The sequence below is a fragment of the Carnobacterium maltaromaticum DSM 20342 genome, from assembly GCF_000744945.1.
In the GTDB taxonomy this organism is placed as follows: domain Bacteria; phylum Bacillota; class Bacilli; order Lactobacillales; family Carnobacteriaceae; genus Carnobacterium; species Carnobacterium maltaromaticum.
Map to the genome: position 1 here is coordinate 3,247,288 of NZ_JQMX01000001.1, position 26,184 is coordinate 3,273,471.

The following is a 26,184-nucleotide window of genomic DNA, read 5'->3' on the forward strand; positions in this document are numbered from 1 at the left end:
ATATCGGAGGATGAGTATGAAAAAAGTTTTAATTGTAGATGATGAAGAATCAATTTTGACCTTATTGGCTTTTAATTTAGAAAAAGCAGGTTATGAAGTTCAAACAGCAATGGATGGGCTAATCGGCTACCAACTAGCTTTGGAAAATCAATACGACTTTATTATATTGGACTTAATGATGCCATCAATGGACGGTATGGAAGTTTGTAAGAAATTACGACAAGAAAAAATTGAGACTCCAATTATGATTTTAACTGCTAAAGATGATGAATTAGAAAAAATTATAGGTCTTGAATTAGGGGCCGATGATTATATGACTAAGCCTTTTAGTCCTAGAGAAGTATTAGCACGTATGAAAGCTATTATGCGTAGAATTAAGCCAGAAAGCAAAGAGAAGATAAACGAGAGCCATGAGGCTAGCCCTGAAGAAGAGGTAGTTATTGGTGAATTGCAAATTTTCCCAGAGTTGTATGAAGTAAAAGTTCGTGGTGAATTAATTGAAGTGACTCCAAAAGAATTTGAATTATTGTTGTATATGATGAAAAGAGTTAACCGAATCTTAAGTCGTGAACAATTATTAAATGCTATTTGGAACTTTGATTATGCTGGTGAGACTAGAATTGTAGATGTTCATATTAGTCATTTACGTGAAAAAATAGAAGTAGATACTAAAAATCCAGCGTATATTCGGACAGTTCGGGGCTTTGGTTATAAATTTGAGGCTCCAAAAGTATGAAAAAGCTCCAATTACGAATTATTTTAATATTTGTTTTGATTTTCAGTATATTAAGTGTCTGCATTGGTACTTTTTCAAGTAAGTTATTAAGGGACCATGCCTTTTCGAGCCAAAAAGAACAATTGGAAGAAAATGCGACTCTAATTTCAAGTTTGTTGCCATTAAAATCATTGGAATCAACACAAGTACAAGATCTGATTGCTCCGCTTAGCGAATTACAACAACCAAACAATCAACGTGTGACACTTGTCAGCCTAGATGGAACGGTAATCTATGATTCGAAAGTAATAAAAGACAACTTGGGAAATCATGGAAATCGGATTGAAATAAAAAAAGTTCTTGAAGGAGCTAAAATAGGGACTGCTGAACGAAAAAGCGATTCAACAAATGAAACTTTATATTATGTCGGAGTTCCTTTGAATAATCAAGATGGGCAGTTAATAGGCGTTTTAAGACTATCTAAGCCCATAAATAAAATGGAAAATGTTGATCAGCAAATTAGATTATCTTTAATTATGAGCATTGTTTTCTCTTTAATACTAGGTATTCTACTCACTTCTTTAACGACTAAACAAATTGCAAAACCAATTGAAGAAGTGATGGAAGTTGCAGAAGATTTATCAAATAAACTTTATCATAATCGCTACCACGGTAAAGGCTATGGAGAAATTGCTGAGTTGGGTGAAGTCATGAACCATTTGGCAGAGAGTTTAGAAGGACAAATGTATGAAATTCAACAGAACGAAGAACGAATTAATGGCTTAATTAATCATTTAGTTATCGGAGTAATGTTACTTGATGAGCAGCGCCATATTCAAATTGTAAACCCAGCTATGTCTGTTATGTTAGGCCAAGATAATAGTTATTTAATTGGGAAATCTTATGTTGAAGTAACCAAAAGTTATGGGTTAACTCATATGATAGAAAAAGCCTATCAAAAAGGGATCCCGCAAAATGAAGAAATCTACTTTTATTATCCTAAGGATCGGATTTTAGACGCAAATATTGTACCAATTACTGGTAAACATAAAGGTGAGCTTAATTTAATTGTCTTATTATATGATATTACTGAGATAAAAAAACTAGAAAAAATAAAAACAGATTTTGTTACAAATGCTTCTCACGAACTAAGAACGCCAGTGACAGCGCTGAAAGGTTTCTCCGAAACGTTATTGGATGGGGCTATGGATGATAAAGTTATCTTGAAACAATTTCTAGAAATTATGTATGCTGAGAGTAGCCGTTTAGATTTACTTGTCAATGATATTTTAGAGTTGTCTAAATTAGAACAGAAGCAAGTTCCATTGGAACAGGAGTTAATTGAAGTTCAAGAAGCAGTTCGTTCTAGTTTTAGATTGGTCAAGCATAAAGCAGATGAAAAAAATATGAATTTGTTATTAAATGATGCGGATCCTATTTATTTATTAGGAGATAGCGGAAGGCTAAAACAAATTATAACAAATCTGCTAACCAATGCTGTTTCATATACTGAGGCTGGCGGGAAAGTTGAAGTTTTTGTTGAACAATCGGAAACAGAAGCGACGATAAAAATTTCTGACAATGGAATGGGAATTCCTGAAGCTGAATTAGATCGTATTTTTGAGAGATTTTACCGAGTTGATAAAGCACGTAGTCGTAATTCAGGTGGAACCGGCTTGGGATTATCAATTGTTAAATATCTAGTTGAAAATTTCAATGGGACAATTCAAGTGGAAAGCAAGCTTGGCTTAGGGACTACTTTTACCATTATCTTACCTCTAAAATAACTAATAAAAACCAACCGTTAGATTTTAGCGGTTGGTTTTTTTTATAAATAGATAATTAAATTCATTTTCTTAATAGATTATGTGAACAAAGCTAGTTTGACTAAATAAAATTAATTTTTAATTCAGCAAGTGTCAGATGGTAAATCACCTTGCACACTGTTCGTTATAAATTGACTTTATTTAGCAGAAATTTTTGTTGAATTACTTGAATTTTTTTTGGTAGCTTTAGCGTAAAGGGGCGCTTTTTTTACTACAGATTCAATTAATTCATCAATGAAACTTTTATTGTTTTCCATGCTCATGATTCCTCCTCAAGAAAAAATTAAAGCCTACATCAGTTGCGTAACTTAGAATAACATAAAAGAATTAAAAAAACAAAAAATATCATGTGTATCCTTAAAAAATAACTTTATTTCTCATGTTTTTTTAAGAATAAGATTGAGTGAATCAACTTAAGTTAAAATAGTTGTTTAAAAATAGATAGTAAAAGTTAAGCTACAGTAGTTGGTTTATACAAACATAGCAGAAAATAATCCTATTTTTTTAGTATTGATTTATTTCCTTTACATAAAATTTACAAAAGTCTGATTTGTTCTTTACAATGTTAAGGTATGATAAAATAGTATGAAATGCTAGATTAATAAATTAAGATGCTTTTTTGGCAAAGCTAGTTCTAATTTTAGCTCTTAAAACATAAGCAAATTCAACAATTTTTTATCAAGGCCAGTTCTTATGAGCCAGTCCTTCGGAAAAAAGATGAAATTTCGAGGTGGCAAAAAGCGCCACATCAAATTTCCCTATTTTTCTGCCAGGCCTAATCAGCTCAACAAACTTTTGATTTTAGGAGGTTTACAAATGAAAATAAAAAAAGCGTTACTATTAAGTATGCTTGCGATTCCCTTACTTTTAACAGCTTGTGGTGGAGTTGATCGGGGAGAATCTATTACTGCTGTAGGATCTTCAGCTTTACAACCTTTAGTTGAGGCAGCAGGTGAGGAATTTTCAGCCCAACATCTTGGGAAATTTATTAATGTACAGGGCGGAGGTAGTGGGACTGGGTTAAGTCAAGTTGCTGCTGGTGCTGTTGATATCGGTAATTCGGATGTTTTTGCTGAGGAAAAAGAAGGAATTGATGCTAACGCATTAGTCGATCATCGTGTAGCAGTGGTTGGAATTACGCCTATCGTGAATAAGGATGTTGGTGTTACAGGGATTACAAAAGAAGAATTGCAAAAGATTTTTACTGGTAAAATTACAAATTGGAAAGAGGTCGGGGGCAAAGATTTAAAAATTATTATTTTAAATCGTGCATCTGGTAGTGGGACACGCTCTACTTTTGAAAGATGGGCTTTAGATGGTCAGGAAAGTAAGCAAGCTCAAGAGCAAGATTCAACTGGGATGGTCCGTCAAATCGTTGGAGATACCCCAGGTGCAATCAGCTATGTCGCTTTTTCTTATGTGAATGATACGGTTAAATCATTAAAGATTGATGGAGTAAAACCAATTGATGCTAATGTGAAAACGAATAAATGGCCAATCTGGTCTTATGAACATATGTATACAAAAGGTGAACCAACAGGGTTAACGAAGCAATTTATTGAATTTATTTTATCTGATGAAATCCAAAAAACGATTGTTGGTCAGCTTGGCTATATTCCTTCAAATCAAATGCAGGTTGAGCGTTCTGTTGATGGAGTTGTGACTCCTATTTAATAGGAAAAGATTTACAAAAAAAGATAAAATTTACAATAGCATACAAATTCCTTACAAATTAGCGAACCAAAATTAATATTCAAACCTTATGATAAATGAGTAGACAGGAAGTACAAAAAACTTGCTAGTCTAACACCTCATTTGAAAAGGATGGATTAAAAATGAAAGTAACTAATTTGACAAAGGTAATACTAACAATTGGTTTAGGCTTTACTTTAGCAGCATGTGGCAATAATGATAATGCAACAGATAAAAATGCCAGTAGTGATAAAGGTAGTGAAGTAGCAACGAATAAAACAATTACAGCAGTTGGATCAACAGCATTACAGCCATTAGTTGAGGCTGCTGCAGAAGAATATAAAAACGCCAATCCAGAAAGCTCTATTACAGTTCAAGGTGGTGGAAGTGGAACTGGATTAAGTCAAGTAGCCACAGGCGCTGTGGATATTGGAAACTCAGATGTATTTGCAGAAGAAAAAGAAGGTGTTGATGCTAAAGCAATTGTTGACCATAAGGTAGCAGTTGTAGGTATGGGACCTGTCGTAAACAAAGAAGTCGGTGTAAAAGGCATTACGAAAAAACAATTAATTGATATCTTTACTGGGAAAGTTACTAACTGGAAAGAAGTTGGTGGTGCAGATCAATCAATCGTTGTCTTAAATCGAGCTTCTGGCAGTGGTACAAGAGCTTCTTTTGAAAAATGGGGACTAGATGGTGCAAGTGCGATTCAATCGCAAGAGCAAGATTCCTCGGGTGCAGTACGTAAGATTGTTTCTGAGACTCCAGGTGCAATTAGCTATTTGGCATTCTCTTATTTCGATGACAGTATTTTAACATTATCACTTGACGATGTTGAACCTAAGGAAAAAAATGTAGCGGATAATTCTTGGCCAATCTGGTCTTATGAGCATATGTATACTAAAGGTGAGCCAACTAAACCAGTTAAGGCATTCCTAGATTATATGCTTTCAGAAGAAGTGCAAGAAGGAATTGTTAAACAATTAGGCTACCTTCCAATTAGTTCAATGAAAGTCGAACGTGATCATAATGGAGTTATCAAATAATTAAACCAGCTAAGTTTAGTTGGGATTATGAGAAAAAGGCGACTGTTTAGTTAAACATGTCGCTTTTTATCGTTTACTTACAAAGTCTAGTAAGTCAGTTTTGTTAAAAAAGGGAGGGTTTCTTTTGGAAGAAATTCAAGAAAGATTGTTAAAAAAATCAAAGAAAGCTAAGCTGGAATCGATAGGTAAGTTTATTAGTTTTATCTGCATTGCTTTTATTGTGGTAGTTGTAGCTTCTATTTTGTATTTTGTTGCCAGCAAAGGAATTGCTACATTTACAACGAATAAAGTATCTGTCTGGGCATTTTTGACCGGAACAGTTTGGAATCCTAGTTCAACAGGAGCTGACGGGCAACCTTTAGTTGGTGCATTGCCAATGATTACAGGTTCCTTCATCGTGACCTTATTGTCTGCTATAGTAGCGACACCATTTGCCTTAGGAGCAGCTATTTTTATGACTGAAATTTCGCCTAAGACAGGTAAAAGGGTTTTACAACCAGTCATTGAATTATTAGTTGGAATTCCTTCAGTTGTCTATGGATTTATTGGATTAACAGTTATTGTTCCATTTGTTCGAAATTATTTTGGTGGAAGTGGTTTTGGAATTTTAGCAGGAACGTTTGTGTTGTTTGTTATGATTTTACCAACGGTAACAAGTATGACTGTCGATGCTTTAAACTCAGTACCAAGATATTATCGTGAGGCATCATTAGCTTTAGGAGCAACAAGATGGCAAACTATTTATAAAGTTGTTTTACGTGCAGCCATTCCTGGAATTTTAACTTCAGTTGTATTCGGTATGGCACGTGCATTTGGGGAAGCTTTGGCTATTCAAATGGTCATTGGAAATGCTGCTTTAATGCCATCTGGCTTGGTTTCACCAGCTTCAACATTAACAAGTATTTTAACAATGGGTATGGGGAATACGGTAATGGGATCATTAGAAAATAACGTTCTATGGTCATTAGCGCTAATCCTACTACTTATGTCATTATTCTTCAATATTGCGATCCGTTTAATTGGAAAGAAAGGAGCGATGAAATAAAATGAATGCAAAAAAAGCTGATAAATTAGCTGTAGGGATTCTCTATGGAATTTCAGGAATTATTGTTTTAATTTTATTTAGCCTGCTAGCCTTTATTTTATGGCGTGGAGTACCGCATCTTTCTTGGGAGTTTTTAACAAGTCCAGCCAAAACATTTACTAAAGGTGGCGGAATTGGGATTCAATTGTTTAACTCATTTTATTTGTTAATTTTAACTATGTTAATTAGTGTACCGATTTCATTAGGAGCAGGGATTTATTTATCAGAGTATGCAAAGAAAAACTGGATTACGGATGTCATTAGAACTGCAATTGAAGTTTTAAGTTCATTGCCATCAATTGTCGTAGGTTTATTCGGTTTCCTAATTTTTGTTGTGCAAATGGGATTTGGATTCTCCATACTTTCAGGGGCACTAGCATTAACTTTGTTTAACTTACCTTTACTAACTAGAACAGTCGAAGATTCTTTACGAGCAATTTCTCCAACGCAAAGAGAAGCGGGACTAGCCTTAGGATTGTCACGTTGGGAAACAGTCACAAAGATTATTACACCAGCAGCATTGCCAGGGATTTTAACTGGAATGATTTTAGCAGCAGGACGAGTTTTTGGTGAAGCAGCAGCTTTGATTTATACAGCTGGACAAAGCGCACCAGCTTTAGATTTCAGCAATTGGAATCCACTTTATATTTCAAGTCCTTTAAATCCAATGCGACCAGCGGAAACTTTGGCCGTGCATATTTGGAAAGTAAATAGTGAAGGCATTATGCCAGATGCAGCTGCTGTCTCTGCAGGTGCATCAGCAGTCTTAATTATTTCTGTATTACTATTTAACTTCCTAGCTCGTTTCTTAGGTAAATGGATTCATAAGAAAGCAACATCTGCTTAAGATAGTAGTGAGCCGACTCGTAGAGAAAAAGATAAAAATTCGAGAGGACAAAAAGCGTCCTATCAATTTTTCCTATTTTCTTTCCGGAGCTAAACGGCTCAACAAACTTTTTATCAAGGCCAGTTCTTATGAGCCAGTCCCTCGGAAAAAAGATAAATTCCCAAAAAAGTAAAGAGCGACTTTTCTTGGAATTTCCTATTTTTCTGCCAGGACTAAACGGCTCAACAAACTTTTTATATAAGGAGTGAATACTGTGACAGATAATGAACAGGTTGAAAGTCATATATATCGCATGAATCAAGGGCAAAATGTTGCCTTGTCAACAGATGATATTCATGTCTGGTATGGACAAAATGAAGCAATAAAAGGCGTATCTTTAGAATTTGAAAAAAATAAAATAGCTTCATTGATAGGTCCCAGTGGATGTGGTAAATCAACTTATTTACGTTCACTTAACCGGATGAATGATGAAATTGCTAACACAAATGTAACAGGTAAAATTATGTATCAAGGAATTGATGTTAATGCGGATAACGTAGATGTTTATGAAATGCGCAAAAATATTGGAATGGTTTTTCAACGTCCAAATCCTTTTAGTAAATCAATTTATGAAAATATTACTTTTGCCTTGAAACGTCATGGTATTAAAGATAAACACGAGCTAGATGAGATTGTTGAAACGAGTTTAAAACAAGCGGCATTATGGGATCAAGCTAAGGATATCCTTCATAAAAGTGCTTTAGCATTATCTGGTGGACAACAACAACGTTTATGTATAGCTCGAGCAATTGCAATGAAACCAGATATTTTATTATTAGATGAACCAGCCAGTGCATTAGATCCAATTTCAACAAGTAAAGTTGAAGATACTCTTTTAGCATTAAAAGAGCACTATACAATTATTATTGTGACACACAATATGCAACAAGCAGCTCGAATTAGCGACTATACGGCGTTCTTTTATATGGGAAATGTGATAGAATATGATGAGACTAGAAAAATCTTTACACGTCCAAAAATTCAGTCAACAGAAGACTATGTATCTGGGCACTTTGGTTAGGAGGAAGTAGATTGGATCAAAAAGAATATGTCATTGAATCATCAGATGTACATTTATATTACGGTAAAAATGAAGCTTTAAAAGGTGTTTCACTAAACTTTGAACCCAAAGGTATTACTGCTTTAATAGGACCAAGTGGTTGTGGTAAATCAACTTATCTAAGAACTTTAAACCGGATGAACGATTTAATCCCAGATGTAACGATTACTGGAAATGTATTATTAAAAGGTGAAAATATTTATGGACCTAAAATGGATACAGTTAAGTTAAGAAAACAGGTTGGCATGGTTTTTCAACAACCTAATCCATTTCCGTTTTCTATCTATGATAATGTAACCTATGGTTTAAGAATTGCTGGAATGAACGATAAAGAAAAATTAGATCAGATTGTTGAAGAAAGCTTAAGAAAAGCCGCTGTTTGGGATGATGTAAAAGATAAATTAAATAAAAGTGCGCTTTCGTTATCAGGTGGCCAACAACAACGTGTCTGTATTGCACGTGTTTTAGCTATTGAACCAGAAGTTATTTTGTTAGATGAACCAACAAGTGCCTTAGATCCTGTTTCTAGTGGTAAAATTGAAAATATGTTGCTAGAATTGAAAGAATATTATACCATGATAATGGTAACACATAATATGCAACAGGCATCGCGTATTTCAGATAGAACAGCTTTCTTCTTACAAGGGAATCTAATCGAAGCTGGTGATACACGCCAAATTTTTGTAAACCCAAAAGAAAAGGAAACGGATGACTACATTTCTGGACGTTTTGGTTAAGATAAAATAAACGAGTAAAATAAAGGAGGAATCATTAAATGAGACGTGTCTTTGAGGAAGAATTAAACGATTTACATTTACGCTTTTCAGAAATGGGTATGATGGTAAATGAAGCTATCTATAAATCTGTTAAAGCTTTTATTAATCATGATAAGGAATTGGCCTCTGAGGTTATAAAAAGTGACCAAGCCATAAATGCACGCGAGTTAGATTTAGAAAAACGTAGCTTTGAAATGATTGCTTTGCAACAGCCAGTTACAACTGATTTACGTATTATTGTAACGGTTATGAAAGCTAGCTCAGATTTAGAGAGAATGGCAGATCATGCAGTTAGTATTGCTAAATCTACGATTCGTGTAAAAGGGAATAAACGCATTCCAGAAATTGAGGCAGAAATTGCTGAAATGGCCGATAAAGTTAAAGTAATGGTGGAAGATGTACTGGAAGCTTATGTTAAAAATGATGCCAAAAGAGCGAAAAAAATTGCTGCTATGGATTCTGAAGTAGATATTTATTTCAAAAAAATCTATAAAAATTGTATTGAAGAAATGAAGAGTAACTCTGAAATCGTTGTTGGAGCTTCTGATTATATGTTAGTAGCTGGTTATTTAGAACGAATTGGTGACTACGTAACAAATATCTGTGAGTGGATTGTTTATCTTTCTACAGGTAAAGTATCTGAATTAAATTCTACAAATAAAAAATAAAATAAAAATCATCCTCAGCGTTTAGCTAGAGGATGATTTTTTATTTCCGGGGAAATAAGTGTATAAAACGAGTTACTTTGAAAAGTCGTTACAATTTGGTATGATTTAAAGAGAAGTAAGTCTGGCGAGGAGGAGCTGTGGTGCAAAATAATTTGAGTCTTCCTAATGAAGAGATTATTTACCGTGGGGATATATACTTAGGTAAAGAAGGGGCTAAATTTTGGCAGCGTCCCGTGGTTGTTTTACAAAATCAAACACTAAACAATTTGTTGAACACAGTGGTTGTTTTACCTTTAAGTAATTTGATTCCGAGGAAAATTTTAGCAACACAGTTTATTCTAACTCCAAAAGAAACTGGTTTAACAACAGTTCAGTTATTAGATTTAGCGAAAATTGTTAGTATCCCTAAAGCGGATTTAGATCAACGAGTAGGGACATTAAGTCCTGAAATCTTAAAACAAATTAATACAGGTTTATCTTTTTTAACAGGAATTGCTGAAGAAAGTGAGTTTGAGCGTCAAATTGAACAAACTTTTCGTTACCTATATTTAAAAGAGGTCCCCTATTTTGAAGATTTAGATCATGAATTTAAAGATGTAACAAGACAAACACCTAAAAATGCGATTCGGAATTTAAGTAGTTATGCCACCGCTTTTTTAAATAGCCGAGGTGGAAGTATTTATTATGGGATTGATGATGATGGGCGCGTAACAGGATTTAAAGCACAAAGAAGTGAATTAGATGAATTAAAAAAAGATATGTATAGCATTTTAGAAACGATCGAACCTAAAATTAGCGGAGATAATTACTTGATCAGATTTCATGAAGTTTATTTGAATGAAGAAGAACTATTTCCCGATATGTATGTTTTAGAAGTTGTTGTGCCGAATCGAAGTCGCTTAAATGAAGTTTTTTTTGATCATGGCTCAGATGTATATCTTAAGTTAGATGGAATTCGTAAAAAATTAAAAGGCTCAGAAATTGTCGATTTTATTTTAAGAAAAAAAATGCCATAGTGACAGGTAAGAGAATTTATGGTAGGATAGTAAAAATTTAACAATGAAAGGATGATATCAATGGGGATGCATCAATATATTAAAAGTTTAAGTGATTTAGAAAATATTATTCGTTGTCCAGGTAAATTTAAATATGAGGACCATTCAGTTGCTTCACACTCCTTTAAAGTGACTCAAATTGCTCAATTTTTAGGCACTGTAGAGGAGCAGGCTGGGAAAGAAGTCAATTGGCGTTCGTTATATGAAAAAGCCTTGAATCATGATTATACAGAACTATTTATTGGCGATATTAAAACGCCAGTAAAATATGCAACACCAGCTTTGCGGGAAATGTTAGCAGATGTTGAAGAATCGATGATGGAGAATTTTGTGCAAAGAGAGATTCCAGAAGAGTTTCAAGCAGTTTATTTAGATCGATTGAAAGAAGGAAAAGATGGTAGTTTAGAAGGCCAAATTTTGTCCGTTGCTGATAAAGTTGATTTGCTTTATGAGTCTTTTGGTGAGATTCAAAAAGGTAATCCTGAAAATGTCTTTACAGAAATATATGAAGAGTCTCTTAAAACAATTTTGGAGTTTAAACATTTGAAAAGTGTTCAATATTTTTTAGAGGCTATTTTACCAGATCTTTTAAGTGGTGACTTCACAAATCAAGCTCAATTACAAAAAATTTCTCAGAAAATTTTAACAGATACTAAAATATGAACAAACGTTCGCAAAAGAAACTGATTTGTGGTAAACTGAATGAGTAGAAAAAGAAATGAGGGCTAGTCTCTCATTTTTTGTTGTTACTAAAAATTAAATTGAATTAAAAACTAATCATAAAGGAAGTAAGTCGATGGTAAATGATAAAATTGTTGTTCATGGTGCACGTTCTCATAACTTAAAAAATATTGATGTAACTATTCCTCGCGATAAATTAGTCGTTTTAACAGGGTTATCAGGATCTGGGAAAAGCTCGCTTGCTTTTGATACCTTATATGCTGAAGGGCAGCGTCGTTACGTAGAAAGTTTATCTGCCTATGCTCGTCAGTTTTTAGGTCAGATGGATAAACCCGATGTTGATAGTATTGATGGGCTCAGTCCTGCAATCTCAATTGATCAAAAAACAACAAGCAGAAATCCTCGTTCAACAGTTGGAACAGTTACTGAAATCAATGATTATTTGCGATTGCTTTATGCTCGTGTTGGACATCCGATTTGTCCAAATGATGGAACTGAAATTAGTAGTCAATCGGTTGAACAAATGGTTGACCGTGTACTAGAGTTGCCGGAAAAAACAAAGTTACAAATATTAGCTCCAGTTGTAGTGGGTAAAAAAGGGCAGCATAAAAAAGTTTTTGAGATGATTAAACGTGAAGGTTATGTTCGTTTACGAGTGGATCAAGAGATGTATGATATTTCTGAAGAAATTGAGTTAGATAAAAATAAAAAACATAACATTGAAATTATTATAGACCGGATTGTAATTAAAGAAGGTATCCGTTCCCGTTTATTTGATTCGTTTGAAGCTGCCTTGCGTCTTGCAGAAGGCTATGCCATTGCCGATATTATTGATGGGGAAGAAATGCTGTTTAGCGAACATTATGCATGTCCTTATTGTGGTTTCACAGTTGGAGAACTAGAGCCGCGTTTATTTTCATTTAACGCTCCTTTTGGTGCTTGTCCAGACTGTGACGGCTTGGGAATGAAATTAGAGGTTGATTTAGACTTAGTTGTTCCAGATCCTAATTTAACTCTTCGTGAAGGTGCAATTGCACCATGGAATCCTATTAGTTCGAATTATTATCCGCAAATGCTAGAACAAGCGTGTCAATATTTTAAAATTGATATGGATAAACCTTATAAAAAACTAACTGAACATCAAAAGGATTTTATTCTAAATGGATCTCAAGGAAAGAAATTTCATTTTCATTATGAAAATGATTTTGGTGGCGTTCGAGATGTAGATATTGTTTTTGAAGGTGTTGTACGCAATTTATCACGCCGTCATGATGAAACAAATAGTGATTTTACACGTGATCAAATGCGCACATATATGACTGAATTACCTTGTCAAACGTGTCATGGACTACGCCTTAATCGTCAAGCTCGTTCTGTTAAAATTAATGGAACGGATATTGGAGAAGTTTGTGAGTTAGCAATTGGAGATGCAGTTAGCTTTTTTGACAAAATCACTTTATCTGATCAAGAAAAACTTATTGCTAAACCAATTTTAAAGGAAGTTCACTCAAGGCTCAATTTTCTTGAAAATGTAGGGTTAGAGTATTTAACTTTGAGCCGAACAGCCGGAACATTGTCTGGTGGTGAAGCACAAAGGATTCGTTTAGCAACTCAAATTGGTTCAAATCTTTCAGGTGTATTATATATTTTAGATGAACCTTCAATCGGATTGCATCAAAGAGATAATGACCGTTTAATTGGTTCACTAAAGAAAATGCGTGATTTAGGGAATACATTAATTGTTGTTGAACATGATGAAGATACTATGCGTGAAGCAGATTATCTAATTGATATCGGACCAGGAGCTGGTGAAAAAGGTGGCGAAATCATTGCAAGTGGTACGCCTGAAGAAGTAGCAAATAATCCAAAGTCATTGACGGGAGATTATCTATCGGGTAAAAAATTTATTCCAGTACCAGAAAAACGTCGGAAAGAAAATCTAGGGAAAATTCGGATTACAGGTGCAACTGAAAATAATTTAAAGAATGTTACTGTTGATTTTCCTTTAGGACGATTTGTTGCTGTGACAGGAGTATCTGGTTCAGGTAAAAGTACTTTAGTAAATAGCATTTTGAAGCGAGCGTTAGCGAAGGAGCTAAATCGTAATAAGCATAAACCAGGTAAGTTTAAAAAAATGACCGGGTTTGAAAAGTTAGAAAAAGTCATTAACATTGATCAAAGTCCTATTGGTCGTACACCACGAAGTAATCCGGCAACCTATACAAGCGTTTTTGATGATATGCGTGATTTGTTTGCTCAAACTAATGAAGCTAAAATTCGTGGTTATAAAAAAGGACGTTTTAGTTTTAACGTCAAAGGTGGACGCTGTGAAGCTTGCCGCGGAGATGGAATTTTAAAAATTGAAATGCATTTCTTGCCAGATGTCTATGTTCCTTGTGAGGTTTGTCATGGAACGAGATATAACTCTGAAACACTAGAAGTACACTATAAAGGAAAAAATATTTCTGAGATTTTAAATATGACTGTTGAAGAAGCTGTTGAATTTTTTGAACACATCCCTAAAATTCATCGGAAATTAGCAACAATTGTCGATGTAGGACTGGGCTATGTAACTCTAGGACAGCCTGCTACAACCCTTTCTGGTGGAGAAGCGCAAAGAATGAAGTTAGCGAGTGAGTTGCACAAAAAATCTAATGGCGATAATTTTTATATTTTAGATGAACCTACAACTGGCTTGCATACTGATGATATTGCCAGACTTTTAGTCGTATTAAACCGACTTGTTGAAACTGGGAATACGGTGCTAGTGATTGAACACAATCTAGATGTTATTAAAACAGCTGATTATTTAATTGATTTAGGTCCAGAAGGTGGAGCCGGTGGCGGAATGATTGTTGCTAAAGGAACACCTGAAGATGTAGCGAAGGTAGCTGAAAGTTATACAGGACGCTATTTAGCGCCAATATTAAAACGTGATAAAGATCGTACGACGAAATTAAGCTAGATTCAGTCAGTCAAACATTCATTTTTACTAAGGCGAGTTGCCTTTGGTAGAAATGAATGTTTTTTGTTTGTAAGCATTTGACCAGTATCAAAGTACCATTCATGTTAAAATAGTAAGAAAGAAGAACTCTGACTCAAGAATGAATAAAAACTCCCTCTTAAGTCTGATGGCAATTTGATAAATTACTGGCATAATAGGAGTATAGCAAGAAGATAACCTTACTTGCATCAATAAATAGTTGTCGATGTCACTGGATAATCAATCATAGATAAAAAAATTGAAGGAGGAAAATTATTATGAGTCAAAAAGAGAGAATTTTAAATTTAGTCAAAGAAGGATTAATTACTGCAGAAGAGGCTTTAGTATTACTAGAGAATGAGGCTAAAGCACCTGAGGAAAATAAGACTGAAACCTTTGTAGAAGAACCAAAAGAATCAGAGGATTGGAAAGAAACTGTGAATGAAACAGTTAATCAAGTAACTGAAAAAGTCACAGAAGCAAGTGCTCATGTGAGTAAATTTGCTAAAAAAACATTAGATTCAGTGAATGAACATTTAGATTGGAAAGATTTAACCGTTAAAGTACCACATTTGACGTCAACAACATTCACTCACCAGTTTAGCTATTCAGAAGTAGAATCAAAAGTTATTGATTTAAAAGTATTTAATGGAGATGTTATTTTCAAAAATGGTTTTAGTTCAGATTTGAAAATTGATGTAGATGTTAAAATTTATGGAAAAGTGGATGTAGAGGAAAAACCTTTAGAACTATTTTTAGAACGTAGCACAATTGAAACGAAAGATGGAATATTAACTTTCCATGTACCAAGTAAATTGGTTCGTTGTAATGTCGTTGTGTATTTGCCACAGAGAGAATATGAAGTCCGTTTTAATCGTAATCCAATTACAAAATAAAGAGTAGATATAGGTAACATTTAAGTTCAGCCTATATGCTGAAAGATAAATCATTCTAAAGTCCTATGACATTTTCTACAATGAAGAGGATAATATAATTATAGTAAGAAGTAAAACTTGCTTAATGAAATTAAAATGAATCAATTGAAAGTAAATAGATAGGACTTAGAGGGAGGAAACAATCATGAAAGAAAGAGAACGAATTTTAGAATTAGTTAAAGAAGGCGTGATTTCAACTGAGGAAGCGCTCGTGTTATTAGAAAACTCAGCTCATAAAGAAGGCAAAGCGGCTGTGAAAAAAGAACAAGCGAATATCCAAAAGCCAATTTTAAAAAAGGCACCAGTTGCTCCAATTCCAGAAATAAAAGAAGAAAAATCAGCTGAACCGGTTTTATCAGATATTGAAGATGTTGCTGAGGAAGGTGAAGCACGTTTAGAACAAGAACAGAATCAAGATCGTGAACGTTTGGAAGCCATTCTTGAGGAGCTAGCAAATGAAGCTTCTGGTTATTCGGCTAAACTAGATGAAACGAATAAAGTTATCGATGATTTGAAAGAACAAATTAACGCTAAAAAAGAAGTACAAATGGTTTTTGAAACAAAAGAAGAGTTAGATGAACTCTCTGCTGAAGAAGAAGCTGAAGTAAACATTTTAGAGAATGAAATTGATGCTTTAGAAGATGAAGTGGCTATTTTAGAAGATGAAAAAGAAGAATTAGAAGAAAAACTAAAAACTGTTAAAAAACAACAATGGGGTACCCATAAAAAAAATATTACAGAAAAATTTGAAATTCCTGATGATTGGAAAGAAACTGCCACTGAAACGTTGAATACAGTTGGGGATAAAGTAACAGAAGCTGGAACTCAATTTGGTAAATTCATGAAAGAAACTTTCTCTTCAGTCATCGAAAATGTCGACTGGAAAGATGTAAATATTCGTGTACCTGGATTAGCTACAACTAAATTTGATCATGATTTTGTTTACCCAGCGAGTGAAGCAACAATCTTAGATGTAAAGGTCGCTAATGGAGATGTTGTCTTTAAAAATTGGGACAGTGAAGATATAAAAATTGAAGCTAAAATCAAAATTTATGGGCGATTAGATGTAGAAAATCCATTCGAAGCTTTCTTAGAACGTAGTACAATTGAAGTCAATGATGAACATTTGTTGTTCCATGTTCCTAATAAACGAATTCGTAGTGATTTAACTTTCTATTTACCTGAAAGAACTTACGATCATACAGCTGTTAAATTATTAAACGGAAATTTACGATTTGAAGAATTCGAAGCTAAAGATATTTATGCAAAATCAACAAACGGCAATATTGTTTTTGATCGTCTAACTGCAACTATGTTAGAAACAGAAGGTGTTAATGGAAATGTATCTGTTTTAGATAGTCAAATTCGTGATTTGTTAATCAGTAGCATTAATGGCGGAATTACGGCTCGCGGGGATATTAAGAGTGGTAATTTATCGACTGTCAACGGAACTGTCAAGGCAACACTTACAGGAACTGATTTAAAACGTTTAGAAGCTAGTTCTGTTAATGGAGCGGTTAAAGTTGCGATACCTTCTAACTTAAGTGTTGAAGGAACATCAAAAACTAATCTTGGATCGATTCAAAGTCGTTTAGAAAACACTGAAATCATTAAAGAGAAAAAAGACCGTACAAACCAGTTCCAAGAATTTAGACGCGTAGCAAGTGAAAATATATTAGTCGTTAAGTTAAGTACAACAACAGGTAGTATTATGTTGAAAGATTCAGAATAACAAATTCGGGGTGAAAGCAGAGTGAGTCCTACTCTGCTTGATACCCTAATTAGATAAAATAAAGCTTTACTTTAGTAAGGTATCCTACAAAGAGGTGGAAAACATGAAAAGACTAGAAAAATCAAGATCAAATCGAGTTATTAGCGGGGTCTTAGGTGGTATCGGTGAATATTTTAATATTGATCCAACTATTGTTCGTATTATATTTGTCATTTTAACTGTATTTGGAGTAGGCTCACCATTCCTAATCTATATTGTGTTAGCGATTGTTATGCCAGAAGCTCCAAGAAAAAATAATGAATGGAATGGCTACCAAGGTGGCAATCCTTATTCAAATCATGATTTTGGAAATACAAAAAAAGAGCCAAAACGTAAAGAAGCAGAAAAAGTTGATGATAATGACTGGAGTGATTTCTAATGAAACTATGGCAGGGTGTTGTGATTAATGCACTATTATTCCTAGCATTATCGGGGTTATTCAGAAGCACTTTCTATGTTGAAAGTATCTGGATTGCTTTAGCAGCCAGCTTAGTATTAGCGATTCTCAATATGGCGATTAAGCCGATTTTAGTTATTTTAGCTCTACCAATTACATTTTTAACTTTAGGCTTGTTCAGTATTGTTATTAATGCAGGTATGCTAAGTTTAACCTCAGCTATTGTAGGTAGTGGTTTCCACTTTGCTAGTTTTGGAACAGCTATGTGGGTAGCAATTTTATTGTCGCTATCTAATGCTGTAATTGGGAAACAAACAACTAGTGAGCGTTATTAAGGCACAAGCGAATTATTTTAAAACAGGACATGAGTCCTGTTTTTTTTATTATAAAGTCAGTAATAACCCGAAGCTTTTTTTAACGAATTGGATTCTTCTTTAAAGCCACGCTATAAAATGGTAGAATAGATACTAGCGATACTTGCTTAAAAGTAGAATAAATCTAGAGGAGCGTAATAAACTTATGACCAATAGTGTAACTGTAAAAGAATTAGTTGAAGTTCTTCGTTTAAGTGTACATAACGGGGAAGAACAATTGGATAGAAAAATTGTTACTAGTGATGTCTCACGTCCTGGTTTAGAATTAACAGGTTATTTTAATTATTATCCGCAAGAGCGTGTTCAATTGTTTGGTCGAACAGAAATTTCATTTTCTGAACGAATGACCAGTGAGGAGCGCTTAATTGTGATGCGCCGGATGTGCCGTCCCAATACACCAGCCTTTATTTTATCACGTGGTTTAGTGCCGCCAGAGGAGTTAATTCGAGCAACAACTGAAGCGGGTATCCCTTTACTTCTTTCTAGTTTAACAACGACACGTTTATCTAGTAATGTAACCAATTATTTGGAAGGAAAGTTAGCTGAAAGAATTTCAATGCATGGTGTTTTAATTGATGTTTACGGTTTAGGTGTTTTAATTATGGGAGATAGCGGCGTTGGGAAAAGCGAAACAGCATTAGAATTAATTCAAAGAGGGCATCGTTTAGTTGCTGATGATCGTGTTGAAATTCATCAACAAGATGAGCAAACAGTTGTTGGTGAATCTCCTGATATCTTGCGTCACTTAATTGAAATCCGTGGAATTGGAATTATTGATGTGATGAATTTATTTGGTGCTGGTGCTGTTCGTAGTAGCAAGACAATCCAGTTGATTGTTAATTTAGAATTATGGAGTAAAGAAAAGAAATTTGATCGTTTAGGTAGTGGTGATGAATCAACCCGTATTTTTGATGTAGATGTACCTAAAATTTCGATTCCGGTTAAAACGGGTCGTAACTTAGCAATTATTATTGAAGTAGCAGCAATGAACTTTAGAGCTAAGAGTATGGGCTATGATGCAACAGCAACTTTCGAAAAAAACTTAGAAATTTTAATTGAGAAAAATTCAAAAGAAAACAACTAAAGAAACGGGGCTAGAAGATGAGTTTACAATTAGGTGCAATCGATCCAATTGCTTTTTCATTAGGAGGTCTATCTGTACACTGGTATGGTGTAATTATTGCATCTGCTGTCCTATTAGCGATATTTTTAGGTACAAATGAATCTGAAAAACGTGGTATAAAAGGCGACGACATTATTGATATGATGTTATGGGCATTACCTATTTCGATTATCGGAGCTAGAATTTATTATGTCATTTTTGAATGGCGTTATTATATTCAACATCCTGCTGAAATTATTGCTATTTGGAATGGTGGGATTGCAATATATGGAGGTTTAATTGCTGGAGGTTTAACGGTTTATTGGTTTACTAAAAAGCGTGGTTTGCCTTTCTGGCTAGTCTTAGATATAGCTGCTCCAAGTGTGATTATTGCTCAAGCAATTGGACGTTGGGGAAACTTTGTGAATCAAGAAGCTCATGGTGAAGCTACGACTAAAGCCTTTTTAGAAGGCATACACATTCCTGATTTTATTGTGAATAATATGAATATAGAAGGTGTCTATTACCAACCTACTTTTTTATATGAATCTCTTTGGAATGTACTTGGGTTTATTTTATTATTGATTTTAAGAAGACGTAAAAATTTATTAAAACGCGGTGAAGTAGCATTAAGTTATGTTTTATGGTATTCGTTTGGTCGTTTCTTTATTGAAGGACTTCGAACAGACAGTTTAATGTTAGCTCAAACAATTCGCGTGTCTCAATTGTTATCCATTTTATTATTTGTCGGAGCTATTCTTTTATGGATTTATCGCCGGAAGAAATATCCAGAAAATCCTTATTATTTAACAGGTGCTGAATTCGCACAAAAAAATTAGAAAGTTGGGAATTAGGTGGCAATAAAAACTCTTTTATTTGATTTTGATGGAACCTTGGCTGATACAAATGCGTTAATTAGTCATTCGCACCTACATGTTTTAGAAGAGTATTATCCAGGTGCATACAACTTAGACAGTGTCAGAGCCTTTAACGGTCCCTCTTTAGAAATGGTTTACGGTTCATTAAACCCTCAAGAAAAAGATCAAATGATTAAAAAGTATCGTGCATATAATGAACGTCACCATGATGACATGGTAAAATTGTTTCCAAAAGTATCTGAAAATTTAGCTAAATTGCAGAAACATGGCATTCAGCTAGGTGTTGTTTCAACTAAATATAATGAAATTTTAACGCGTGGCTTAACAGTATTGGGAATCAAAGATTATTTTGAAGTTATTGTAGGTGGTCTTGATTATACACATCCCAAACCAAATCCAGAACCTATTTTTGTAGCTGTTGAAAAGTTATCTGCAAATTTAAATGAGACAATCATGATTGGAGATAACTCCCATGATATTGAATCTGGTAAAAACGCAGGAATTCCAAGTGTTTTTGTTGCTTGGTCAGAAAAAACTTTGGAAGAAATCAAACCTTATCAACCGGATTTAATTGTTCATTCAATGGATGAGTTGACACATTTTGTGCTTGAGGAAAACCAGAAATAAAGGAGAATATAATATGGTGAAAAAAATAGCTGTTTTAGGAGCAGGTTCTTGGGGAACAGCATTATCAATGGTTTTAAATGAAAATGGTCATGAAGTTCGTCTATGGGGAAATCATGCTAATCAAATGCAAGAAATAAATGAAAAACACAGTAATTCTCATTACTTACCAGACGTTCTTTTAGATGAAAATATTAAAGGTTATACAGATTTAAAAGCAGCTGTAAAGAATGTAGATGTTGTTTTATTTGTTATTCCAACAAAAGCAATTCGTTCTGTTGCACATGACCTAGCAAAAGTATTAGAAGGACCAGTTGTTATTGCTCATGCGAGCAAAGGGTTAGAGCAAGAGAGTCATAAACGTATTTCAGAAATTTTAGCTGAGGAAATACCAGTTGAAAAAAGAAAAGCAATTGTGGTGCTGTCGGGACCTAGTCATGCTGAAGAGGTGGCTGTAAAGGATATTACAACAATTACTTCTGCTTCTAGTAATGAGGATGCAGCTAAGTTGATTCAACAATTATTTATGAATCATTATTTCAGAGTTTATACAAATGATGATATTATTGGGGTAGAACTGGGAGCGGCTTTAAAAAATATTATTGCTCTTGGTGCCGGTGCTCTACATGGTTTGGGTTATGGTGATAATGCCAAAGCAGCATTAATGACACGTGGGCTAGCTGAGATTAGCCGTTTAGGTGTAGCTTTTGGTGCAGAGCCGTTAACTTTTATTGGGTTAAGTGGTGTTGGTGATTTAATTGTAACCTGTACAAGTATTCACTCGCGTAACTGGCGTGCAGGAAATTTACTAGGTAAAGGCCACAACTTAGAGGAAGTTTTAGCGAATATGGGGATGATTGTAGAAGGTGTCTCAACTACAAAGGCTGCATATGAGTTAGCTAAACAAAAAGGAATTGAAATGCCAATTACAGAAGCGATTTATGCTGTTTTGTATAAAAAAGCAGATGTTAAATTAGTCGTTTCCAATTTAATGACTCGTGACGGAAAATCAGAAGATTAATTCAATTAGAAGGGTGTAAATAGGATGAAAAAAGTAAAAAAAGCAGTTATTCCTGCTGCTGGATTAGGAACACGTTTTTTACCTGCAACAAAAGCAATGGCTAAGGAAATGTTGCCAATTGTTGATAAACCAACGATTCAGTTTATTGTTGAAGAAGCAATTAATTCAGGAATTGAAGATATTTTGATTGTGACTGGTAAAAGTAAACGACCGATTGAAGATCATTTTGATTCCAATCCAGAATTAGAAGCTAATTTAAGAGAAAAAGACAAATTAGATTTATTAAAGTTAGTTGAAGAAACGACTGGTTTAAATCTTTATTTTGTTCGTCAATCTTACCCTAAAGGTTTAGGGCATGCTGTTTTGCAAGCTAAAGCCTTTATTGGGAACGAACCTTTTGTTGTCATGTTAGGCGATGACATTATGGAAGATAAAGTTCCTTTAACAAAACAATTAATGGATCGTTATGAAAAAACACACGCATCAAATATTGCCGTGATGAAAGTGCCACATGAAGAAACTTCTAAATATGGTATTATTGATCCTGAAGGTCAGGTAGATAAAGGGTTGTATAATGTTCGTAATTTTGTTGAGAAACCTAAACCTGAAGATGCACCAAGTGACTTAGCTATTATTGGTCGCTATTTATTAACACCAGAAATTTTTGATATTTTAGAAAATCAAGAACCTGGTGCGGGTAATGAAATTCAATTAACCGATGCGATTGATACATTGAACAAAACGCAACGTGTTTTTGCCCATGAATTTACGGGCATCCGCTATGATGTTGGAGATAAGTTTGGTTTCTTGAAAACGAGTATTCAATATGGTTTGAAACATCCTGAAATTAAAGACAGTTTACGCCAATATATTGTTAAATTAGGTGCAGAACTTGCTTTAGCCGATAAAAAAGTAGTAGAAAAAAAAGCAACACCTGAGAAAAAATAAATATAAAAAGTGACTGAATCGGTTTATATAATGGTTTTAGTCACTTTTTATTGTGTTGTAAATAGGAATCAGATTAATTCTAAAAATAGGCTATCGAATAGGAATTGTCTGTGTTATACTTAGGGACGAACTTTAACGTTAGGAGGGTACTTATGTCTGATATAGAGCAAAATAGAGCACCGATTATTAATTTTTTTCCTTCAAGTGACTATTATTTTAATTTGGGAATTGAAGCTTTCCAAAAAAATGATATGAAACGAGCTAAAAAATATTTATCTCGTGCAGTGACGCTTTGTAAAACAGAAGAAGAGAAGATATTTGCCCTATGTCAATTAGCGATTTGTCATCAACATGTTGGGGAATTTCAAGAATCAATTCTAATACTAACAGATTTAATTGCTGAAAGTGGCGATATTTTTAGTGAGGCTTATTATTTTCAGGCAAATAATTATGCTTTTCTAGAAGATTTACCAAAAGCGTTGGAATTAGTTGAAACATACTTAAAATTAGATCCATTAGGTGATTTTAGTGAAGAGGCAAAAGAATTGTTAGAAACGATTCAGTCAGAGTTGAACGAGTTTTAATTAAATTGCTTATTATTAGTAAGCATATAAATAGACTAGTTAGTAAATAAAAGGTAAAGTAAGGATATATAGAAAGAATGGAATGGGGTACTAAGATGGAAGTTATTGAAAAAATTTATGATGTCATAATTATTGGATCTGGTCCAGCGGGGATGACTGCTGCTTTGTATGCATCAAGATCTAATTTATCAACGCTAATGTTAGAGCGTGGTGTTCCTGGTGGACAAATGATTAACACTGCAGAAATTGAAAATTATCCAGGTTTTTTAAGTATATTAGGACCAGAATTATCAGATAAAATGTTTGAAGGTGCTAAGCAGTTTGGTGCTGAATATGCTTATGGAGATGTTAAAGAAGTTATTGATGGAGTAGCCTATAAAACAATTATAGCTGGAAATAAAGAATATAGAACCCGTGCCATTATTATTGCTTCTGGTGCTGAACACCGTAAGTTAGGTGTTGCAGGAGAAAATGAGTACAATGGGCGAGGTGTATCTTATTGTGCCGTTTGTGATGGAGCATTTTTCCGAAATAAAGAATTAATTGTAATTGGTGGAGGAGACTCAGCGGTTGAAGAAGGTGTTTATCTGACTCAATTTGCTAGCAAGGTAACAATTGTTCATCGTCGTGAGGAATTAAGAGCGCAAAAGATTTTACAAGATCGGGCTTTTAAAAATGAAAAAGTTGATTTTGCATGGAATTCTGTTGTAGAAGAAATTCACGGGGACGACATGAAAGTTACTGGGGCTGTTTTAGTTGATACTAAAGATGGCTCTAAGCGTGAGATTTCTGCTGATGGAGCATTTATTTATGTGGGTATATTGCCTCAAACAAAAGCTTTTCTAAACCTTGGTATTACAGATGACGAAGGTTGGATTGTGACAAACGAGGAAATGGAAACTAAGCTACCAGGCATTTTTGCTGTTGGCGATGTACGCCAAAAATCATTACGTCAAGTAACAACTGCTGTTGGTGATGGTGGTCAAGCAGGACAAGCTGTTTTCAAATATATTGAAGAGTTAATGGAAACATTAGAAAAATAAAAATCTATGCTGTAGCTATTTACTAATAAATGGCTACAGCTTTTTCTGTTTTTAAAATCTATTTAAGTAGGAAATGAGAATATTTACTTAAAGTTAATGAAAGCCTTTAGAATGATATGGTATAATCAAGACGATAGAAACAAAGGCTTGATGATTTATATAAAATGAGTAGAGGATGGGTTGAAATGACATGGAAGACAACGTATGAAACATGGGGAAATTTTGAAGATTTGGAGACTAATTTAAAAGAAGAATTGGTATCTTTAGCAGAGAATGAAAAAATGCTAGAAGATGCTTTTTATGCACCACTTGAATTTGGAACAGCAGGAATGCGCGGGGTTTTAGGTGTTGGCGTGAATCGGATGAATATCTATACGGTTAGACAAGCAACAGAAGGTTTAGCTCGATTTATGGATAGTTTAGGTGAAGAAACGAAAAAACGTGGTGTAGCGATTGCTTTTGATTCAAGACATCAGTCACCGGAATTTGCGATGGAAGCGGCTAAAACACTTGGAGCACATGGGATTCCATCTTATGTTTTTGAAAGTCTAAGACCAACACCTGAACTATCATTTGCTGTTCGTTTTAAGAATGCTTATGCTGGTATTATGATTACAGCTAGCCATAACCCTGCTGAATATAACGGGTACAAGGTTTATGGTGAAGATGGTGGGCAAATGCCACCTAAAGAAGCAGATGCGTTAACTGAGTATGTTCGTGGAATAAAAAACAGCTTAACTATTGATGTTCTTTCAGAGGAAGACTTAAAAAAATCAAATCTATTAACGATTTTAGGTGAGGATGTTGATGCGCCTTACTTAGAACTAGTTAAGACAGTCACTGTTAACTCAGATTTAGTGAAAGACATGAGTAAAGAGATGAAATTGGTCTTTACTCCATTACATGGAACGGGTCAAATGTTAGGGGAGCGTGCTTTGAAAAATGCTGGTTTTGCTAGTATTAGCGTTGTACCTGAACAAGCGATTCCTGATCCTAATTTTCCAACGATTAAGTCACCTAATCCAGAAGAACACAGTGCTTTTGAATACGCAATTCGTTTAGGTGAAAAAGAGAATGCAGACGTATTGGTTGCAACGGACCCTGATGCAGACCGATTGGGAATTGCAGTCAAGGTTCCAGCTGGTCATTATGAAGTTTTATCAGGTAACCAAATTGCCTCATTAATGCTACATTATTTGTTAACTGCTCAAAAAGAGGCAGGCACATTACCAAGCAATGGAGTGGTCTTAAAATCAATTGTTTCTAGTGAATTAGCAACCGCTATTGCTAAGAGCTTCTCAATTAAAATGGTTGATGTTTTAACTGGGTTCAAATTTATCGCTGAAAAAATTAAACAATATGAAATGGATCATACTCAAACTTTCTTATTTGGTTTCGAAGAAAGTTATGGTTATTTAGTTAAACCATTTGTTCGTGATAAAGACGCAATCCAAGCCCTTGTTTTAGTTGCAGAAGTAGCAGCATTTTATAAAAAACAAGGAAAAACTATGTATGATGGACTACAAGATATTTATGCCACATATGGCTATTATGAAGAAAAAACAATTTCTGTTACATTAGCTGGAATTGAAGGTTCTGCTAAAATTAAAGCCCTAATGGCTAAATTCCGTGAAGAAGCTCCAATTGAGTTTGCTGGTATTTCAGTAGCAAGCATGGAAGACTTTGATGCAAGTCAGAGAATTTATAGTGATGGTAAAGTTGAAATAATCGACATGCCCGCGGCAAATGTGTTGAAATACAGTTTAGCTGATGGTAGTTGGATTGCTATTCGCCCATCTGGGACAGAGCCAAAAATTAAATTCTATATTGCAGCAGTTGCTTCATCGGCTGTAGAAGTAGACAAAAAAGTTGCAGAATTTGAGAAAACAATTCAAACGTTAATCAACGCATAAATTTAGTCAGAAATAGCATGAAATCAATTTTTATAAATATTGATTTCGTGCTATTTTTTATTTTGCTTTAGATTGATTTTCACTCAAAAAAGTAGTTTTGTCATAGTGACTTCTTTTTTAGG

General features: G+C 34.3%; 24 protein-coding genes. All 24 read left to right on the forward strand.

What is annotated here, in order from left to right; translation table 11 throughout:
• Positions 1 to 16 precede the first annotated feature (16 nt).
• The 24 genes from BR77_RS15115 (at position 17) to BR77_RS15230 (ending at position 26,062) form a co-directional block, all read left to right on the forward strand.
• Complete coding sequence (locus tag BR77_RS15115; RefSeq protein ID WP_015077198.1) at positions 17 to 736, forward strand: response regulator transcription factor; 720 nt, start codon at positions 17 to 19, stop codon at positions 734 to 736.
• Positions 733 to 2,502: a two-component system histidine kinase PnpS gene (gene pnpS / locus BR77_RS15120; protein ID WP_015077197.1), complete on the forward strand. Its 1,770-nt coding sequence runs from the start codon at positions 733 to 735 to the stop codon at positions 2,500 to 2,502. The genes BR77_RS15115 and pnpS overlap by 4 nt, the downstream gene beginning before the upstream one ends.
• A gap of 855 nt (positions 2,503 to 3,357) precedes the next feature.
• On the forward strand, positions 3,358 to 4,215 hold the full coding sequence (locus BR77_RS15125; protein ID WP_010051571.1) for a phosphate ABC transporter substrate-binding protein PstS: 858 nt from the start codon (positions 3,358 to 3,360) through the stop codon (positions 4,213 to 4,215).
• Positions 4,216 to 4,376: 161 nt separating this feature from the next.
• Positions 4,377 to 5,279, forward strand: coding sequence for a phosphate ABC transporter substrate-binding protein PstS family protein (locus tag BR77_RS15130; protein WP_010051573.1), 903 nt, complete (start codon positions 4,377 to 4,379; stop codon positions 5,277 to 5,279).
• Positions 5,280 to 5,403: 124 nt separating this feature from the next.
• Entirely contained in the window at positions 5,404 to 6,324 is a 921-nt protein-coding gene (gene pstC, locus BR77_RS15135; protein WP_010051576.1) for a phosphate ABC transporter permease subunit PstC, read from the forward strand.
• 1 nt (position 6,325) lies between these two features.
• The gene (gene pstA / locus BR77_RS15140; RefSeq protein WP_010051578.1) at positions 6,326 to 7,210 is read left to right on the forward strand and encodes a phosphate ABC transporter permease PstA; all 885 of its coding nucleotides are present in this window, start codon (positions 6,326 to 6,328) and stop codon (positions 7,208 to 7,210) included.
• Positions 7,211 to 7,502: 292 nt separating this feature from the next.
• A complete protein-coding gene (gene pstB / locus BR77_RS15145) occupies positions 7,503 to 8,270 on the forward strand; it encodes a phosphate ABC transporter ATP-binding protein PstB (protein ID WP_051120447.1) in 768 nt (255 codons plus the stop codon).
• An 11-nt stretch (positions 8,271 to 8,281) separates the two neighbouring features.
• Entirely contained in the window at positions 8,282 to 9,046 is a 765-nt protein-coding gene (pstB, locus tag BR77_RS15150; protein ID WP_010051580.1) for a phosphate ABC transporter ATP-binding protein PstB, read from the forward strand.
• A gap of 38 nt (positions 9,047 to 9,084) precedes the next feature.
• The gene (gene phoU / locus BR77_RS15155; RefSeq protein ID WP_010051581.1) at positions 9,085 to 9,753 is read left to right on the forward strand and encodes a phosphate signaling complex protein PhoU; all 669 of its coding nucleotides are present in this window, start codon (positions 9,085 to 9,087) and stop codon (positions 9,751 to 9,753) included.
• Between the two features lie 140 nt (positions 9,754 to 9,893).
• Positions 9,894 to 10,769, forward strand: coding sequence for an RNA-binding domain-containing protein (locus BR77_RS15160; RefSeq protein WP_016356577.1), 876 nt, complete (start codon positions 9,894 to 9,896; stop codon positions 10,767 to 10,769).
• A 60-nt stretch (positions 10,770 to 10,829) separates the two neighbouring features.
• Positions 10,830 to 11,471 carry an HD domain-containing protein gene (locus BR77_RS15165; protein WP_010051584.1) on the forward strand — a complete coding sequence of 214 codons (642 nt, stop codon included), beginning with the start codon at positions 10,830 to 10,832 and terminating at the stop codon, positions 11,469 to 11,471.
• 133 nt (positions 11,472 to 11,604) lie between these two features.
• Complete coding sequence (gene uvrA / locus BR77_RS15170) at positions 11,605 to 14,454, forward strand: excinuclease ABC subunit UvrA (RefSeq protein WP_016356576.1); 2,850 nt, start codon at positions 11,605 to 11,607, stop codon at positions 14,452 to 14,454.
• Positions 14,455 to 14,750: 296 nt separating this feature from the next.
• Positions 14,751 to 15,368: an SHOCT-like domain-containing protein gene (locus tag BR77_RS15175; RefSeq protein WP_015077190.1), complete on the forward strand. Its 618-nt coding sequence runs from the start codon at positions 14,751 to 14,753 to the stop codon at positions 15,366 to 15,368.
• A gap of 184 nt (positions 15,369 to 15,552) precedes the next feature.
• Positions 15,553 to 17,139 carry a daptomycin-sensing surface protein LiaX gene (gene liaX / locus BR77_RS15180; RefSeq protein WP_015077189.1) on the forward strand — a complete coding sequence of 529 codons (1,587 nt, stop codon included), beginning with the start codon at positions 15,553 to 15,555 and terminating at the stop codon, positions 17,137 to 17,139.
• Between the two features lie 103 nt (positions 17,140 to 17,242).
• Positions 17,243 to 17,557: a PspC domain-containing protein gene (locus BR77_RS15185; protein WP_015077188.1), complete on the forward strand. Its 315-nt coding sequence runs from the start codon at positions 17,243 to 17,245 to the stop codon at positions 17,555 to 17,557.
• Entirely contained in the window at positions 17,557 to 17,910 is a 354-nt protein-coding gene (locus tag BR77_RS15190) for a phage holin family protein (RefSeq protein WP_010051595.1), read from the forward strand. Before BR77_RS15185 ends, BR77_RS15190 begins: the two co-directional genes overlap by 1 nt.
• A gap of 184 nt (positions 17,911 to 18,094) precedes the next feature.
• The gene (gene hprK / locus BR77_RS15195) at positions 18,095 to 19,033 is read left to right on the forward strand and encodes an HPr(Ser) kinase/phosphatase (protein WP_010051596.1); all 939 of its coding nucleotides are present in this window, start codon (positions 18,095 to 18,097) and stop codon (positions 19,031 to 19,033) included.
• Between the two features lie 17 nt (positions 19,034 to 19,050).
• Entirely contained in the window at positions 19,051 to 19,890 is an 840-nt protein-coding gene (gene lgt / locus BR77_RS15200; RefSeq protein ID WP_010051597.1) for a prolipoprotein diacylglyceryl transferase, read from the forward strand.
• Between the two features lie 15 nt (positions 19,891 to 19,905).
• Complete coding sequence (gene ppaX, locus BR77_RS15205; protein ID WP_010051600.1) at positions 19,906 to 20,556, forward strand: pyrophosphatase PpaX; 651 nt, start codon at positions 19,906 to 19,908, stop codon at positions 20,554 to 20,556.
• 13 nt (positions 20,557 to 20,569) lie between these two features.
• A complete protein-coding gene (locus tag BR77_RS15210) occupies positions 20,570 to 21,574 on the forward strand; it encodes an NAD(P)H-dependent glycerol-3-phosphate dehydrogenase (protein ID WP_015077187.1) in 1,005 nt (334 codons plus the stop codon).
• Between the two features lie 24 nt (positions 21,575 to 21,598).
• Positions 21,599 to 22,522 (forward strand): UTP--glucose-1-phosphate uridylyltransferase GalU, encoded by a 924-nt coding sequence (galU, locus tag BR77_RS15215; RefSeq protein ID WP_015077186.1) that lies wholly within the window; start codon positions 21,599 to 21,601, stop codon positions 22,520 to 22,522.
• 152 nt (positions 22,523 to 22,674) lie between these two features.
• Entirely contained in the window at positions 22,675 to 23,106 is a 432-nt protein-coding gene (locus BR77_RS15220) for a tetratricopeptide repeat protein (RefSeq protein WP_010051605.1), read from the forward strand.
• Positions 23,107 to 23,201: 95 nt separating this feature from the next.
• Positions 23,202 to 24,149 carry a thioredoxin-disulfide reductase gene (gene trxB, locus BR77_RS15225; protein WP_010051606.1) on the forward strand — a complete coding sequence of 316 codons (948 nt, stop codon included), beginning with the start codon at positions 23,202 to 23,204 and terminating at the stop codon, positions 24,147 to 24,149.
• Between the two features lie 185 nt (positions 24,150 to 24,334).
• On the forward strand, positions 24,335 to 26,062 hold the full coding sequence (locus BR77_RS15230) for a phospho-sugar mutase (RefSeq protein ID WP_015077184.1): 1,728 nt from the start codon (positions 24,335 to 24,337) through the stop codon (positions 26,060 to 26,062).
• Positions 26,063 to 26,184: the final 122 nt, after the last annotated feature.

What these genes read in the sequence shown, in the direction of transcription:
- hprK (WP_010051596.1), top strand. Translation starts at nt 18,095, where the DNA reads ATGACCAATAGTGTAACTGTAAAAGAATTAGTTGAAGTTCTTCGTTTA.
- lgt (WP_010051597.1), top strand. Translation starts at nt 19,051, where the DNA reads ATGAGTTTACAATTAGGTGCAATCGATCCAATTGCTTTTTCATTAGGA.
- BR77_RS15130 (WP_010051573.1), top strand. Translation starts at nt 4,377, where the DNA reads ATGAAAGTAACTAATTTGACAAAGGTAATACTAACAATTGGTTTAGGC.
- BR77_RS15230 (WP_015077184.1), top strand. Translation starts at nt 24,335, where the DNA reads ATGACATGGAAGACAACGTATGAAACATGGGGAAATTTTGAAGATTTG.
- BR77_RS15210 (WP_015077187.1), top strand. Translation starts at nt 20,570, where the DNA reads ATGGTGAAAAAAATAGCTGTTTTAGGAGCAGGTTCTTGGGGAACAGCA.
- BR77_RS15115 (WP_015077198.1), top strand. Translation starts at nt 17, where the DNA reads ATGAAAAAAGTTTTAATTGTAGATGATGAAGAATCAATTTTGACCTTA.
- galU (WP_015077186.1), top strand. Translation starts at nt 21,599, where the DNA reads ATGAAAAAAGTAAAAAAAGCAGTTATTCCTGCTGCTGGATTAGGAACA.
- pnpS (WP_015077197.1), top strand. Translation starts at nt 733, where the DNA reads ATGAAAAAGCTCCAATTACGAATTATTTTAATATTTGTTTTGATTTTC.
- pstB (WP_051120447.1), top strand. Translation starts at nt 7,503, where the DNA reads ATGAATCAAGGGCAAAATGTTGCCTTGTCAACAGATGATATTCATGTC.
- BR77_RS15185 (WP_015077188.1), top strand. Translation starts at nt 17,243, where the DNA reads ATGAAAAGACTAGAAAAATCAAGATCAAATCGAGTTATTAGCGGGGTC.
- BR77_RS15175 (WP_015077190.1), top strand. Translation starts at nt 14,751, where the DNA reads ATGAGTCAAAAAGAGAGAATTTTAAATTTAGTCAAAGAAGGATTAATT.
- liaX (WP_015077189.1), top strand. Translation starts at nt 15,553, where the DNA reads ATGAAAGAAAGAGAACGAATTTTAGAATTAGTTAAAGAAGGCGTGATT.
- uvrA (WP_016356576.1), top strand. Translation starts at nt 11,605, where the DNA reads ATGGTAAATGATAAAATTGTTGTTCATGGTGCACGTTCTCATAACTTA.
- phoU (WP_010051581.1), top strand. Translation starts at nt 9,085, where the DNA reads ATGAGACGTGTCTTTGAGGAAGAATTAAACGATTTACATTTACGCTTT.
- BR77_RS15165 (WP_010051584.1), top strand. Translation starts at nt 10,830, where the DNA reads ATGGGGATGCATCAATATATTAAAAGTTTAAGTGATTTAGAAAATATT.
- BR77_RS15190 (WP_010051595.1), top strand. Translation starts at nt 17,557, where the DNA reads ATGAAACTATGGCAGGGTGTTGTGATTAATGCACTATTATTCCTAGCA.
- BR77_RS15125 (WP_010051571.1), top strand. Translation starts at nt 3,358, where the DNA reads ATGAAAATAAAAAAAGCGTTACTATTAAGTATGCTTGCGATTCCCTTA.
- trxB (WP_010051606.1), top strand. Translation starts at nt 23,202, where the DNA reads ATGGAAGTTATTGAAAAAATTTATGATGTCATAATTATTGGATCTGGT.
- pstA (WP_010051578.1), top strand. Translation starts at nt 6,326, where the DNA reads ATGAATGCAAAAAAAGCTGATAAATTAGCTGTAGGGATTCTCTATGGA.
- BR77_RS15220 (WP_010051605.1), top strand. Translation starts at nt 22,675, where the DNA reads ATGTCTGATATAGAGCAAAATAGAGCACCGATTATTAATTTTTTTCCT.